Below are 15,851 nucleotides of genomic sequence, written 5' to 3'. Positions count from 1 at the left end.
ACTCATTACTTGCTTTGCAGCCAATTTTCTATCATACAGATGAGTCGGAATTGTTAATTGTGATCCTCGGTAATGTTCATAAACTGCCAACATTGCATCAACCCCTACTATTTCACTAAGTCCCTTATAGAAAGACTGAAGTGCCTCAATATTTATCGATTCTTTCATAGCTGTCCTCCTCCATAGTTTTTTAAAATACAAACCAATTGTCGCCCTTTAGATATTTTAGGCACTAATCACGCCTTTCGCTACTTCACTTTAGAAGTTACTTTGCCTTACATTTTCCTTTCAAACCTCCTTATATTCAAAATAAAAAACACAACTTGATTAGCTGCATTCATTTTAATAATATATAAATCTAACGGTGGTCATTACGCTCATTGATGAATATTCGCTTGAAAATTCATAAAATCAATTGTAATATCTGTGTTTGCCCTTTCCCCCTCATTTGCTTGGTGTTATAACTCAGCATGATGTTCTATTAACTGACCCTGTTGCATTATTCAATTACATGTAGCTTGTTGCTCCGAGGTTACTTCTATTTTTCTTGAAACAAATTCCATTGTGAAGACTGTATATTTTCAAGAGTCACAATCTTGCTCATTCTGAATCCATAGTTATCAAGCGCTTCGACATCCACATCCTAGTTTTCAGATAATCATTCAGCTGTTCATAGCACAATTTAGTTCTGTTTCCCGCTTTATATGGTTTCTATCCCCTACAAATTGGGCAAAAATATGTTTAATTTAAAGCTATCCAAATCGATATTCCCGCTTTCCCGTTATATTTTAAACAGAACAATATACATTTACAGACATTCATATAAAAGCGACTTACAGTTTGCCAAGCTTATCCACGATTAATCATAAAAATATAATTTTATCAATATTGTTCTATACTTTTATAATTATTTCTTCGTGTGACTGCAAAGAAGGAGCAGGTGCTCCCTTCAGGGAACCCGCTCCTTCTCGTTGATGCTTCTTTATCTGCTGTACAACCTTATCATCGAAAAACATTTCTACCCAAATTAACTTTTCTTTGCGGCTAAACTGGATATTATCAATAAACAATGCAAACATTCTCTTGAGGTACTTGCGTTCCTTGTTCGAAATGATTTCTTTGATCAAACTTACAACCCTTTTTATCGATGTACTCGTTGGCCCGTTTCCATACGCTAATATTTTTTTCGAACATTGATTAATTTCTGCTTGCAGCCCCACAATTTCATTAATTAAAGCTACTTTTCTGGATGCTATACTCTGTGCAAGAACCGCATCTTCCCTTCCAAGATCCTCATACTTGCTGACTCTTGCCTCTAAATCCTTCATAATAGCCTCCTTATTAGAGACAATCTCTTGCAATAGTTGAATATTTGCATTCTTTTCCTTGTCCATTTTTCTCGCAATGATCTGTACGATGTTCGGCTCAGTTACAACATATAATAATTTTTTCATCACTAGTGTTTCGGCTTCTTCTGCACGAATTGAATTAGCATGACAAACTTTGCTACCCTTATTACGAAAATTTGCACAACTATAATAACGAATACGTTTTTTAGTTCCGTCTTTCAAAGTATTGGTCGTATTACTTGCTGCCATCGGTCCACCACACGCAGGGCATTTCAACAATCCCGTCAATATATTAGTACCTTGATGGTCCCATGCCGGAAGTTTTGAAGTACTTTTTCGCCTCGCCTCCACTCGATTCCAAAGTTCTTGTGAAATTATGGGTTCATGTTTTCCCTGCACTAGTACCATTTTTTCATTTAAACCATTGCGTCTTTTCTTATCCCAATTACGATACTTGGCATAGCGTACTTGTCCAACATATAACGGATTATCGATAATACCTTTAACTGCTATTGTCGAAAATTCATTACCATTTTTTGTTTGATAGCCTCGATGATTTAACTCATTAGCGATCGCCCTCAATCCCTTTTCTTGATCGAACAAATTGAAAATCAGACGAATGATCTTTGCTTCTTCAGGCTCAATCTTTAAAATTTTCTTTCCTAATTCATCAATTCCCGGTTTATATCCCAAAACCCGCCCAACAGTTGCATATCCCTCTTGCGCTCTTTTATACATACCAAGATAAACATTTTCTGCAATGTTATTTCTCTCAAGTTCGCTAACCGTGCCCATGATTGTGAACATGAATCTTCCTTGTGCTGAGTCAAGATCTATTTTTTCTGACACAGAAGCAAAGCCTATTCCATTTTTTTGAAAGAGATCGACCATCTCCAACAGATCTTTCGTATTGCGTGCAATTCGGCTGTTTTTCCAGACAACAACCATATCAAATTTTTTGCTTTTAGCATCCTCAAGAAGCTCTTGAATTCCAGGCCTTTTTGTAACACTACTTCCAGAAATTCCTTCGTCAGCGTAAATCTTTATTAGCTTCATATCATCATGTTGACAGAATTCATTTATTTTTTGCCGTTGAGCATCCAACGAGTAGCCCTCTAATGCTTGATCCCTGGTAGAAACTCTGATATATCCAACTGTCCTTTTTACCTTTATTTCAGCCAAATCATAACAGCTCCTTTTGTAAGTGTACGAGGTCAAATTCACCTTTACCTAATAAAATAGATTTTACATTTTTTCTTTTATCGACGGTTATACTGCTTACGATCAAATCAACAAAGCCTTGTTGTCCTAGTTTTAAAAACGACCCCAAAATCATATTCAAATTCACTTTACGTTGTCGGTTTCTTAGTGCATCTCTGTCATTAGTGATTGTTAGTCGTTCCTTCAATTGTTCCACAGTTAATTCACCGTTTTCAAATTGCATAAAAATTTGCTTACGGTCAGTAACGTGTTTCTCGTACGCCTTTACCTTTTTCTTAGCGGAAAGTTGTCGTACCACAGCTTTAACGAAAAGGCCTTGGAAAACCTCACTTTTAAAAATAGTGCGAATTGTTTCAGTAACTTTTCGTTCAATATCAGTACTTTTAAGCCGATAGGAATGGTACGCTTTGTCTTGTCGTGGATAATTCGTACCCACACTACAATAATAATAGTTGTACGTCTTCCCGTTTGAGCATACTCGATTATCTGACATATGGTGTTTGCACACAGGGCAGACTAGCTTTCCATGTAACAATTGTGGTTCTTTTTTGATTCTTCTTCTTGGACAGTTTTGTCTTTTTTTTGTCATTAATGTCTGCACATCAGCAAAGGTCTGTTTTTCTATAATTGTTGGATACATATCTTGACGTTTTCCGTAATTCGTTTTAACTATCCCAATATAACGTTGATTCATCAAGATCTTCTTTATATTAACCGGCCGAAGTTTCGTGTTAAATTTTTCTCTAACCAACGTTGATAGTTTACGATACCCCTTACCTTCCAGATATGTTTTGTACAGAAATTTAACAACTTCCGAGGTTGCTGTTTCAATTTGGACTTTGTGTTGCTCATTGAAAAAATATCCGTATGGTAACTGAGATGAAATCACTCGCCCCTGCTGAAACTTATTAGCCAAACCCAAGCGCACATTTTCTTGGATAATCGATCTTTCAAATTCTGCAACAGCTCCGTAAATCTGTGCTTGGGCCATTCCCATAGATGTTGTTAAATCATCCAATTGTTCAGTCAAACTGATTAATGTCACCCCATTCTTACGAAATAACTCCATCAGTTGCAAAAGTTCTTTTGCATTACGACTCAGACGATCAAGTTTAGTAATGATTAGATAGTCAATTTGCTTGGTGCATTTTATTTCTGTTATCAAACTCTGTATCCCTTGACGATTAGACATGTGATATCCACTTAAACCTTCATCCTGAAACATCTTCAAATCCCAGCCGCGCTCTTGTGCAATCCCTGCTATCCTTTGGCTTTGAGACAACAGGGAAAAACCCTGTGAAGCTTGTCTAATAGTTGAAACACGAGCATATCCAACAGCCCTTTTTCTCACGTTATTCCCCTTCTTCATTCATAAATTCAATAATAATCTGAACCAATTGCTCCGCAAATTTTTCTAATGTCAATTTTTTTTGACCCATGATATTTGACCTCCTTCTTAGTCTAAGAATTGTTTCTTATTGAGAACGAAAAATTCCTTACGATACTCCCAATCCAATTTCAAAGTGTAGGTTACTGCACGTTGACTATTTATCGTGACCCGCTTGGTTTTTCGATCTTTCTCACTTTCTAATATTCCGCGCTGTTTCCATAATCTAAAAACTGTTGACTTGTCTTCGTAGCCCAAGTCATCAAGTATTCGTGTCATTTCATTTTTTAAAATAGCTATACGAATGTTTGTATCAGTGGCTTCCGGGCGGATAAACATTCCAATTAAGTTCAACGGTGTGTTATAGTCGTCAACATACGATTTAAGGTCTCGTTGATGCCGTATCAGATATTGCACGACATCCGATAATGCTGCTTGTCCCACATCCTGACCGAGCTGCTCATCATCTGTATGCTCAACAACAAACCCATGTAGCTTTTCCAAATCAATACTTGTCCCCATTAATTTATTTAAAAGAAGAGCGGTTAGAATAAGTACAGCATTCCGGCCTGCAATACGATTTCGGTATTTTGACTCTGGAAGTTGTTTAATGCAAAGTGTGACACATTGCTCATAATAATCTGGAATAGCATTCCAAACAGCTTTTTCATTTATGAGTCTTTTTACGAATTCAGGTTGCAACCAACCATAGTTTCTCACCACCACACTTTTGATATACTCTGCCTTCTCTGGACTGGTCGTGAATTCAACATCTGATAACTCAAGTATCCTGACCCGTAAGCCATCATTTTTAGCAATTTTATCAGTAACCCGGGCTTCTCCTGTACTAATAATGGTAGTACTCCAATTACGAATTTGCTTTAGCCCAGCATCCTGATTTGAACGTGCTTTTTCGTTTCCATCCACTAATTGATAAACCAACGAAGTCATATCACTAATTTTAGACATGGATAGCTCATCTAGAATTATTGGAATACCAAAATTGTTATTAAGAGTCGCCATCAGCGCATTCTGAGTTGTCGCCCAAGTTCGTTTAAGGCCCCTATTGTTAGTAGTTGGCCGACCAGAAACTGAAGCAGCAAGTTGCGCACTGGTTGTTTTCCCCGAAGAAGACTGCCCCACAATATGAACGAGGAGATTGGAAATGTCTGGATTGATGAAAGAAATCAACGGAACCAGTGTTGATGAGACTCCTAGAACCAAAGCAAATTCTAAGGCCGTATTTCCCATGACTTCCTGTTGAACCATATTGTTCCAAGCATCAAAAGTTCCACGTGAAACAAGGTCGTACCGTGCCCCCTCATTAAATCCAGCCCATTCTTTTGAACTTATCAGGGTATCATGCGCAAACAGCTTATTGTCTTGCCAATCATTTTTCTCTATCCAACCGACTGAATTGTAGTAATATTGAATTTGAACACACCCTCTCTGTGATATCAGATAATCAAGTACCTCGAGCTTATTTCGAATCGGAAAATTAATCCCCTTCGCGATCAACTTTTCAATTCCTTGTGACGTGAAAGAATTCCCATCAACTCTAATAGTTTCAAAACATCCCGTTGCAGATTCAAAATATTCCAAATCGTACATCTCAGCATGAGTTTCCAAGCTTCGATAGTGACCAACAATTCCCATGACAGGAGTAATGAATTTAGCCCCATCTTTTTCACGTCTATAAATAGACGTGTTTTGCAAGTAATAAGGGTACGGTATGATGTTGTTATTGATATCCATTAAAAACGCCTCCAAAATTATTATATATAAATATTTTTTGTTTAATTAAGGTTAAGCAATAGCGAGTACATCGCCACAACACAGCTTAATCTGCTCCCCGCGAAATTTTCTTTGGCTCTTTAAGCTGAACAATAGAATCCACTGATGAGAGCAGCAATTGATGCAATTTTATTACCAACAACTGTACTGCCATCAATCACGGTTTAGTTTGCCCATCTGAACTTACATCCGTTCTTATCTTGATAAGCGCTTTTCCAACCCACATTTACCGAGAATTCTTCAACTTCTTTGATACCTATGCAAAAGGCTTTAAAACTGAAATTTTTTTGAATTTCAGAATTATTGATAAAATATTTAATTTAAGTTAGTATTATTTCTGTTATTGAATTGATCATAACTAGTTCCTCCTTTAATTATTTCGTAAACCTGTTAGCTTACAAAAATAGAATATAACTAGCATATGGAGTTTGTACTCGCTCTTAAAAAAATTTTTTTAAGGTTACTGTGTTCTCCAAATTCTTGCTAACTTGAAAATTTAATTATCATTTTCATTTCAGCGATTTTCGGCCAAAATTTTATCAAAAACTTGGAATAAAATTGACATTAACGTTGTATTACCTGATAAAAACATCATGTTTGTTCAATGATTTGAAGAAATAAAAAAATGAGATAGAAAATTCGAAAATTTTCTATCTCATTTTTTATCGATTCCGAATCACGTCCCAGACTCTTCCTCAATTTATAAGTATATTTACATTTAAGCCGATTACATCAGCGATTTAATTTTTGTTAACTTGTTAATGACTTTCTTTTATTTTGCCATTTGTTTTTATATATTTACAAACATTAAAAACATTAATAACTTTCTGTATTTCTTCCTTTTCTTGCTGTAAACTTCTAAGCACATTATTTGTGCTAGCCATAGCCCCTCTTAATGAGGTTATCATTTCCAATTTTTTTTTCTTATTTTTCTTATATTTTTGGGGAATATTTTCATTCATAAGCAAATTTATAATTGCAGTACTCTCATCTTCCACTTGCTTATCGTCATTAACTACTTTAGGAAATAGTATCTCCACTATAATAGCCTTAACTGCCTCTTTATTGTACCCACTTATATTCGCAAAAAGCTTAGCTCGTTTTTTGCTTATCTTTTTAACACTATTTTCACGTATTCTTTGTGTATATTCTTTATTAACACTAACTTCATCGACCAACCCTGTTTCATAAAGTGCAAATTCTTTAAGACCTAGAAAGTCCTTTGGCCATTCATAACCTCTGTTTGCAGGATTATAAAGATTCCTGCTATAAGTTTTATACATATCTATTGCCTCAAAAATACGTTTCAACGCAAACAACCGTACTAGCAATTGTTTGCCAGACTCATGAAAATGTCTATTCTTTACTATGCTGCCATTTGAGTTCAATAGAAAATCGTCATCACAAACTGCTCTGTTCATCTCCCCAATAAAAGACAATTTATCTTTAAAAGAACTATGCTGTTTGGAAAGCAAGTCTTCCAATACGTTTTTTTCAATTATTTCAGTTCCTAATTTATTTTTGGCAAAATGCACAACTGAATAAAATGCTCTCTTTAAGCTTTCATCATCCTTAGTAAGGTCAATACTTAATTCCTCAGCTATTAAATTAACAGATGTGAAAAGCTTCTTGTAACTTGTTATTAGCATAAATGCTACAATACACTCTCTATTTTCTATCTTTTCTTCTTTAAGTTGTAACTTACCAGACACAACTTCTTTCGCACTTAATTCTGTATTTTCAACAAATGTTTCAGATATACATAAAATTTTAAGGCTTTCAAGAGTTTGATTTATACTCTCACTTCCTCGAAAATACTGTCTAACATCTATCTTTTTTGTGCTTTTTCTGGGCTTGTAGCTTTTGGGTATACAATCTAAAATATCCTTAACTAACACTGGTAAAAAACTCCTCCGAAAAAATTATTACCTACACTGAACATTAACTTTATTCTTACTATATTAAAAATTGTCTGATTCCTCGTAAATGTGAACGACTTGGCTTTTCAATTAAACTTTTAACTATTTTAATTTCAATCCGACAATTTTCCATTAAATCTATTTAACAGTACACCAATAATTGTTGCAAGAATCTCGTTATGATACGCTATGCCATACTTCCTATTCAAAATTGAACCAATATCACTTGATTCCATTTTATGATCTTATTCAAAAAGATTCAACAATTGATGTAGTAACAATGATTTACCTCTCTCATTACATGATCTAATGGCCAATTTTACACCATTTATGATGACCAATCCTTTTCTGTACTATAAAAATATTGATTAGCCGCAAGAATTACTAGATACCGCGTTCAGTACCCAAACTATCGCATTAGCAGGAATATATCAATATAATTTTAATTGAAATGTAATAGTCTAATCCTATTGTTTTATTACCGAAAAACTCCGTAAAAGCTTGAGCTTGCAATAGGAACTCTGAAGTAAATTTATCAGGTTTGTCCCATTTGTCGACAATCAGGCGCATCAGGAGTCTGTGGCTCAGACACTCCAGCATGCAGAAAACCACATTGGTTGGAAAATTCAATAAAAAACTGGTTATTGACGTTTTTATTAGTTAAAATCCAGTTTAAAAACACTAAAATGCATTATATTCTTATTTCCAATATAAAATTTAAAAGAAACAAGAGTATTCCAACGGTAATCTACCACTATTTGAGGTACGTACTGAACCTCGTGGGTCTCCTATATTTTGAGTTTTGATGGTACAACCTATTTCTTTTGGATTCAACCATTCATTCATACACTGACAAACCGCATCACTTATGATAGGGACTTCCCACATTGATCATAAAACTCCGGTAGATTTGTTCTGTTAGTACAAGACGCATTAACTGGTGTGGTAGTGTAAAGCGCCCAAATGAAACTTGTGTGTCAGCGCGTTTGAGCACTGTTTCACTCAGACCCAACGATCCACCTATGACAAAGGTTAAATCGCTGTGTCCATAAGTTCCCAAATTCTGCAATTCTTGTGCCATTTCCTCAGAAGACCGCTCCTTCCCTAAAATTGCCAACGCATACACATATTCTTTATCCTTGATCTTATTTAAGATTCGCTCACCTTCAGTTTCCTTAACCTGCATCATTTCTGCTTCACTCAATTTTTCAGGTGCTTTTTCGTCCGCAACTTCAACAATCTTAAATTTGCAAAATTTGCTAAGTCTTTTAGTGTATTCTGCAATTCCCTGTTTCAAATACTTTTCCTTCAATTTTCCCACAACAATGATTTTGATGTTCATAACTCTCCACCTTTTCACAAGTTATCCCCAAAGTTATCCACTTATCCACAGGACGTTTTCTATATCTTGGACCGAACAAATTTTCGTCACAACATTTATTTATTTCACTTTTGTCAAGCTCAAATTAGTTATCCACAGTTATCAACAAAGGCTATTTAACTTTTTATTTTACAAAAACGCTGTTATACCAGCGATTAAGCTTGAATTATTTTAGTTCAAAGAAAGTTACTAACAGCCTTCAAGCTCACTTGTGGATAACTTTCAGCCATCTAAAACACTAACATATCAACTACTTAGCTATTTTTCAACAACTACTTTTCAAGTAAATCACTTTTTTGTCCACAAATAAACAGTTTTTCACTTTTTTCCTCAAAAAAAAAGGTACTTCAGCGTGATTTTCATCCACACCAAGTACCTTTTTTTAATCTACAATTATCTATAAACTTTATCTTACTTTAATTCCCCGAACTTGAAGATGTTGTTGTATTTGTATCGTTAGCCTCAAGAGTTAGCTTAATATTTGCTGTTTTCTGTGTTCCGTCATGATAATATTTGATTTCAACTGTATCACCTATCTTATGGTTATACAACGCCTCGCGCAAAGAAGACAATCCTTTAACATCTTTGCCGCCTAAAGAAGTAATAACATCATATTTAGATATCCCAGCTGACTTAAGTGGAGACTTGCTGGAGACTTTTAATACGACAACCCCACTTGTTACACTTGTCGGCAGCTTAAGCACTGATTTCTGATCACTCGTTGAAACATAACTCAAATCTACTAATGAGATTCCCAATGCTGGACGTTTGATTTTTCCATCTTTTACCAACAAATTAATAACTTTGACAACCTCATTACTTGGAATCGCAAAACCCATTCCTTCCACTGAAGTCGTGCTCGTCGTTGATGAGCTTGTTCCAGTGTTTGCCAGTTTCATGGAATTTATCCCAATAACCTGACCAGATAGATTGACTAATGGGCCGCCTGAATTACCTGGGTTGATTGCTGCATCAGTTTGAATAACAGTTGTCTGCCCCGTATTTACACCTGAGCTATCTGTAGTATCGATCGTCCGCTTCTTAGCTGAAATAATTCCTTGAGTCAGCGAAGTAGCATATGTTGAACCCAATGGAGACCCGATCGCAAGGGCCGTTTGACCAACTTGAATATTATCAGAATTGCCAAATGACGCTACTTGTTTAACATTTTGTGCATTGATTTTTAAAACAGCTAAATCCGTAACAGAATCATGTCCCACGATTGTCGCTGTTTCCTTTTTCCCACTATTTAGAAGCACTTCAACCTTATTCGACCCAGAAATAACATGATTGTTAGTAACAATAAAAGCCGTGTTACCTGTCCTTTTATATATTACCCCCGACCCTTCACTTTCTGAAGTTGAACTACTACTGCTTCCCGACTCTGAGCCGAAAATATCATCTAACGAATCACTAGAACTATTGGTCGAGTAAGCCTCGACCGAGACAACTGCATTTTGAATCTTATTGAATGCCTTAGTGCTCTGTGTACTTACATTGACTTTAATATTGCTGACACTTGTCTGTCCCTTAGAGTTATCTGTTGTAACTGAACTTGATTCGCTCTGCTGATAGAGTGTATAACCACCGACTATCGCTCCGCCGCCTAATACACCACCTAACAAGGCAATTATAAAAATTTTCAACATGCCGAAACGTCTACCACTGCTATTTTTAGAGGCTTTCACTTCACTGTACTTTGCTTCTTTTTCCTTTTGCTCATTACCATTCTTCATGAGTTTTGTGTTTTCTCATCATCAGGAAAAAACACTTCCCTCCCTCCCAATTAAAATATTCCATACTTACGTATGTCTTCATTTTAACGATAAAGTTTGAAAAAAGCATGAATTAAATCCTAAGTTTGTCTAAAAAAACCGTTTTGTTAAATAACCGTTAATTTCGTTGCCTTGTCTGGATCAGTATCAAAAAGATTAAAATCATGGCCAACACCAAAATCATGCTGTTTCATGGATGATGCAACAGTTAAATGTGCAAGTTCCTTAACGTTATTGTCCTGGCTCAAGTGCCCAAGATATATTTTTTTAGTATTTCTGCCCAAAATATCCATTAAAGCAGTTGCGCCATCATCATTGGAAAGATGTCCGCGATCGCTTAATATTCTTTGTTTAAGCGGCCATGGATATCCACCCATACGCAGCATTTCAACATCATGATTACATTCCAACAAATATCCATCAGCATTCTGGATGATTCCCTCAACATTTTCGGAAACATATCCCGTATCTGTCAAAATAACAAATGAATGACCATTGTGGTGCACTTGATAAAACTGCGGAGCTACTGCATCGTGCGAGACACCGAAACTCTCGACATCAAGATCGTCGAATGACATTGTTTTACCCATTCCAAAAAGATGCTTTTGCTCAGTCGGAATCTTACCTATTTTGTGTGCCATCGCATCCCATGTGCCTTCATTCGCATAAACATTAAGATGATATTTTCTGGCAAGCACACCCACTCCTTTGCAATGATCACTATGTTCATGTGTCACTAATAAACTATCGACATTGTTTAAATCACGACCAATTGACTTCATCAAACCAGCTATCTTCTTGCCGCTTAAACCTGCGTCAACAAGTATTTTACGTTTAGGTGTCTCGATATATGTAACGTTACCAGTGCTGCCACTGGCTAGAACACTGATCTTCATCGTATCTTCCTGTTGATTTTCTATAGCCATTTCTGTTATCTTCCTTTTCTCAACTCTGTCTTCGCCTATCCAATTACAATTAAAGTTAGTCTGTTTCTTCCATAAAGGCACCCGTAAATGCGTTTATTCTTCGATACTGAACACTTCCAGAAGAATCGCTCTTTACCTTGATCACCCATGTTGGGATATATACAATGCTGTCATTAACAGTCAATAACTGCGTATACCCTAAGCGCACCCATTCCACTGTGCTGTTATTAATTAATTTATTGTACTGATACAACCAGATTAATGCTCTTTGCTGGCTGATCATTGGTTTCTTCTCACGTAATATCTCGATGCTTGCTAAATGACCTTGAGTATATTCTGTAACATATCCATTTTTTATCGTAAACCGAATTTGACCATTGGATGTATACACTGGTGAGTTTAGAGCCTTCTGCGTGTATACAATCGTTTTATTAGTTGACAGATATTTATCATACTGATAATCGTCACCATCGATGACCTTAGTGTCATCTTTGACAACCGTGTTCAATGTTTTCTGTGGGTTGTCGGTGTCTTTAACCTTTATGCTAGTTCCGAAATCAACCGTCAGCTTATGATTGTTATACGACCAGATTACCCCTTGAAGTTGCCCCGCCTGTTCCTTAAGATTGCCCTTGATCGGGCTTGCAATGTAAAAACCTTGTCTCTTCTTATTAGACAATGTTCCGTAATATATCTGATCATTGTGGATGCTTTTCATGACCGATGTAGTTGTGTTCTTTGATGATGTATTGGTCGTTGATTCAACCGCATCATCCTTTTGTGTATACGAAGCAAACAAAAAGATGTCCAGCGCAATAAACGCAACAAAGAAAATCAGTTCAATTCGCTTAAAATTCATTCCTCACGCCGTCCTTTCATCTAATTCTCCTCAAAGTCTAGTTTAACAATTCGTTATAGTCTGTCCACTTGCCTGCATAATTCACGAAGTAAGTCGGCACCAAGTCTATAACTAAGCTCGATGCGTCATTCTCTCTCCAGCTATAACCAATTTGAATATTTTTCAGTTTGCTTGCTGAGTAACCGGCATTTATCAAATTTTGATAGACATCTGTCGTTGAAGGCAAAGTAACGTTTTTTCCACCCGATGGCACAGGAACCTGCAAACTCAGTAATGAAAAATCATACTTTAAGCCTCCTGAATTCATTGTCTGAATCTTAAAAGCACCATAGTTGTGCTTGTCAATGATAGGAAATCCCGAGACATAACTACGATATATCGTCATACTGTTTGACTGATCATACTCTGAATAATAGACATCATCAAGCGATGCACCGATTGAATTCAGCTTCGCAAAACTCTTTCTTAAATGGTCATTTAATGACTGACGCCGCTCTATCGTATTATTGCTGTAGTCAGAATTAGAATAATTAGCATATTTTATTTGACTAGTGCTGTCCATAACTGTCATACGATTGTCTGCGCCATCTGAATAAATTACCTTATTTTTTTGCATTTTAGTCGAAATCGAATCCCCACCATTAGAATCCAATAATTGTGTAACAAAAGAGCTTGCATTTGCCTTGTTAATCAAATAACTGTACTGCGGTACTTGAACGGAATTCAAATAGAATATCGCTAGATGCCCACCTAATAAATAGTACTCCATCTGCAAGCGCTTAATCTCATTGTTCTTCAACAGTGTTCTGATTTTTTTGACATTCTTTTTACTAAATGAGACTTTATAGACCCCTCTAGTTTGATCATTCATCAAATAAATCACTTTTTTTTGATTTAGCGGTATCAAGATTCGATTATACTTTTCACCTTGATGCTTCTCAATTTTTTGTGAGAAAGTCTGGTTAAATAACTTTATCGTCACATAATCTGAATAATTCAGTACAACAGCATTTTTTTGCTCCAGAAACGCAACATACTCTTCTTCGTTCTTAAAAGTTGTCTTGGTGACATTTTTCCCTGCACCCCACTTGCGGATCTCTTTACGAAGACTGTTAACCAGATTCGTTTTTGAGCTGTACAGCTGAAACTGTTCCCGATCTTGATTCAAAATTGTTTGGACAGGTACAAAAACATCGCTTATCGTTTTAGTACTCGTCGTTGCAGTGTCATTTTCTCCAGGTGAAGTCGTTGTTTTCGAATCTCGTTGAAAGGTTGCCGGATTTGTTAAGATAATGGTGGTTAAAACCACACTGAGAATTACGGTAACTGTCAGCCCAAAGTGCAATAAAAAGTTTCTAATTTTCATCCCACAGATCCCCCTCATATTCTTCATAAGGTAATGAGATATAGAATGTTGATCCTTTTCCTTCTATACTATCGACCCATATTTTGCCTCCGTGCATTTCAATTACTTCTTTCGAAATAGCTAAGCCAAGCCCTGTTCCACCTTGAGCACGTGATCTTGCCTTATCAACTCTGAAGAAGCGATCAAAGATATGCGAGACATCTTTTTTAGGAATTCCCAAACCTTGGTCAGAGATACTTAAGATAACATGATTATGTGTTTCTAAAAGACGGCAAGTAACTACGCCTCCATCAGGTGAATACTTAATAGCATTATTCATGATATTATCAACGACTTGCATAAATTTGTCCGTATCTATCTCAACCCATAGTTCTCTGCGTGTAAAATCACGCTTAATCGTATAATTTTTCTTAACCTTTTCAGTATTGTCACTAGAGTTATCTGTCTTCAGCATCATATCAAATCTATCGAGAATATAATTATACAACTCATTTAAATTAACTAACTCTAAATCCAGTTTTGATGTTCCTGAATCCATTCGTGACAAGCTCAGCAAGTCATTGATCATCCTGATCATTCGATCAGTCTCATCTTGTGTCACTTTTAGAAAATTAGGTGCCACGTTAGGATCTTTCCATGCGCCGTCATTCAATGCTTCAATATAGCTGCGCATACTTGTTAAAGGTGTCCGCAATTCATGCGAAACATTCGAAACAAATTGACGACGTTCGCGATCAATTTTCTTTTGTTCCGTAACATCATGCAGAACACATACAAGTCCGCTGATAAAACCTGATTCACGCTGAATCAGTGAGAAATAAGCGTTCAATACCTGTTCATGCTCCTCGTCAGACAAATCAAGAATGATTTCATCATGCTTTTCCAGTAAATCACGCAATGTATAACGTCCACGAATGTTTAATATATCCAAAATAGATTGACCATCTGCATCAGCTGCGTCAATATTGAGTGCTTCAGAGGCTGTTTCATTCATGATAATAACATTGCCACGGCGATCAGTCGCGATCACCCCATCAGACATATGCGACAAAACACTATCTAATCGTCGCCGTTCAGCTTCGGAGGATTCCTGAGCTTCTTCAACACGAACAGATAAGTTATTAACCGCTTGTGCCAATTGTCCTAATTCATCATTGCCATACACATGAACTTGACCAGAATAATCCCCCCGTGCAATTCGCGCTGTCTGCTTTTTCATTTCATCAATCGGCTGTGTAATAGCACGTGAAATTAGGATAGCTAAAAACAAACCTAACCCTGTTGCTATTAGTGAAGCAGAGAAAAAGATAACTGTTACATTGCTAAGAGAAGAATAAACTTGTTCTAGACTTGCTCTGAGATAAACGGCTCCGACTAAAGTGTTAGTACTACCGCTTGAACTAAACAAAGGTGTAATCGAGACATAATACCGCTTATCATCTGTCTTATCGTAAGTTAGCTTACTATATGTTCTACCATTATAAAGAACCTGCTTGATATCTTCGTCAGTTGTCTTCTGTCCAACCCAAGCTTGGCTATTGACATCACTGTCTCCACGAATTGTTCCCTTGGTATCTACAACTTGAACCTGGGTCACATTTGAGTTATTGATGTCTTCTAAAATATCACGAATATTGGAGTTGGCGCTTTTAGTATCTGTTTTGGAAAGATTATCAATCAAAGAATTGTCAACATAACTCGACAGCTCAACTTGTTGCTTAAAAGTCTTCAAGTTATCCTTTTTCAATTGTTGCACAAAATAAGCTCCGATTATTTGAAACGTTATTAGAAATAACAACGCAAAAACAAGAGCTATTTTAAAGTGTATAGACTGAAAAAAATGTAGTTTTTTATTCATTACAACTCCACTGACC

At 36.3% G+C, this 15,851-nt stretch carries 11 protein-coding genes; all 11 read right to left on the bottom strand.

The annotated features are described in order from the left end of the window. Window positions 1-893: 893 nt before the first annotated feature. Window positions 894-2,531 carry a recombinase family protein gene (locus FC19_RS03370; protein ID WP_057875579.1) on the bottom strand — a complete coding sequence of 546 codons (1,638 nt, stop codon included), beginning with the start codon at window positions 2,529-2,531 and terminating at the stop codon, window positions 894-896. A 1-nt stretch (window position 2,532) separates the two neighbouring features. After that, window positions 2,533-3,939 carry a recombinase family protein gene (locus tag FC19_RS03365; RefSeq protein ID WP_083488321.1) on the bottom strand — a complete coding sequence of 469 codons (1,407 nt, stop codon included), beginning with the start codon at window positions 3,937-3,939 and terminating at the stop codon, window positions 2,533-2,535. 87 nt (window positions 3,940-4,026) lie between these two features. After that, window positions 4,027-5,712, bottom strand: a complete 1,686-nt coding sequence (locus FC19_RS03360; RefSeq protein ID WP_057875577.1) for a DUF927 domain-containing protein — start codon at window positions 5,710-5,712, stop codon at window positions 4,027-4,029. A gap of 797 nt (window positions 5,713-6,509) precedes the next feature. Next, window positions 6,510-7,649: a hypothetical protein gene (locus tag FC19_RS03355; protein ID WP_057875576.1), complete on the bottom strand. Its 1,140-nt coding sequence runs from the start codon at window positions 7,647-7,649 to the stop codon at window positions 6,510-6,512. 134 nt (window positions 7,650-7,783) lie between these two features. Further along, the gene (locus FC19_RS11895) at window positions 7,784-7,906 is read right to left on the bottom strand and encodes a hypothetical protein (protein WP_268872810.1); all 123 of its coding nucleotides are present in this window, start codon (window positions 7,904-7,906) and stop codon (window positions 7,784-7,786) included. 626 nt (window positions 7,907-8,532) lie between these two features. Then, window positions 8,533-9,012 carry a 23S rRNA (pseudouridine(1915)-N(3))-methyltransferase RlmH gene (gene rlmH, locus FC19_RS03350; protein ID WP_057875575.1) on the bottom strand — a complete coding sequence of 160 codons (480 nt, stop codon included), beginning with the start codon at window positions 9,010-9,012 and terminating at the stop codon, window positions 8,533-8,535. Window positions 9,013-9,467: 455 nt separating this feature from the next. Further along, window positions 9,468-10,700 (bottom strand): S1C family serine protease, encoded by a 1,233-nt coding sequence (locus tag FC19_RS03345; protein ID WP_338037336.1) that lies wholly within the window; start codon window positions 10,698-10,700, stop codon window positions 9,468-9,470. 233 nt (window positions 10,701-10,933) lie between these two features. Continuing rightward, window positions 10,934-11,752, bottom strand: coding sequence for an MBL fold metallo-hydrolase (locus FC19_RS03340; protein ID WP_057875573.1), 819 nt, complete (start codon window positions 11,750-11,752; stop codon window positions 10,934-10,936). Window positions 11,753-11,807: 55 nt separating this feature from the next. Beyond that, window positions 11,808-12,611 (bottom strand): two-component system regulatory protein YycI, encoded by an 804-nt coding sequence (locus tag FC19_RS03335; RefSeq protein WP_057875572.1) that lies wholly within the window; start codon window positions 12,609-12,611, stop codon window positions 11,808-11,810. Between the two features lie 37 nt (window positions 12,612-12,648). Then, window positions 12,649-13,977: a YycH family regulatory protein gene (locus FC19_RS03330; protein WP_057875571.1), complete on the bottom strand. Its 1,329-nt coding sequence runs from the start codon at window positions 13,975-13,977 to the stop codon at window positions 12,649-12,651. Next, window positions 13,967-15,835, bottom strand: a complete 1,869-nt coding sequence (gene walK / locus FC19_RS03325) for a cell wall metabolism sensor histidine kinase WalK (protein ID WP_057875570.1) — start codon at window positions 15,833-15,835, stop codon at window positions 13,967-13,969. Before walK ends, FC19_RS03330 begins: the two co-directional genes overlap by 11 nt. Window positions 15,836-15,851 lie beyond the last annotated feature (16 nt).

The organism is Liquorilactobacillus aquaticus DSM 21051, from assembly GCF_001436755.1.
Taxonomy (GTDB): domain Bacteria; phylum Bacillota; class Bacilli; order Lactobacillales; family Lactobacillaceae; genus Liquorilactobacillus; species Liquorilactobacillus aquaticus.
This window is presented reverse-complemented; position numbering and strand designations above follow the sequence as displayed.

Bases quoted from the DNA above. Each gene is read 5' to 3' on its own strand.
- FC19_RS03365 (WP_083488321.1), bottom strand. From the start codon at position 3,939: ATGAAGAAGGGGAATAACGTGAGAAAAAGGGCTGTTGGATATGCTCGT.
- FC19_RS03360 (WP_057875577.1), bottom strand. From the start codon at position 5,712: ATGGATATCAATAACAACATCATACCGTACCCTTATTACTTGCAAAAC.
- FC19_RS11895 (WP_268872810.1), bottom strand. From the start codon at position 7,906: ATGGAATCAAGTGATATTGGTTCAATTTTGAATAGGAAGTATGGCATA.
- rlmH (WP_057875575.1), bottom strand. From the start codon at position 9,012: ATGAACATCAAAATCATTGTTGTGGGAAAATTGAAGGAAAAGTATTTG.
- FC19_RS03345 (WP_338037336.1), bottom strand. From the start codon at position 10,700: ATGTTGAAAATTTTTATAATTGCCTTGTTAGGTGGTGTATTAGGCGGC.
- FC19_RS03340 (WP_057875573.1), bottom strand. From the start codon at position 11,752: ATGGCTATAGAAAATCAACAGGAAGATACGATGAAGATCAGTGTTCTA.
- FC19_RS03335 (WP_057875572.1), bottom strand. From the start codon at position 12,611: ATGAATTTTAAGCGAATTGAACTGATTTTCTTTGTTGCGTTTATTGCG.
- FC19_RS03330 (WP_057875571.1), bottom strand. From the start codon at position 13,977: ATGAAAATTAGAAACTTTTTATTGCACTTTGGGCTGACAGTTACCGTA.
- walK (WP_057875570.1), bottom strand. From the start codon at position 15,835: ATGAATAAAAAACTACATTTTTTTCAGTCTATACACTTTAAAATAGCT.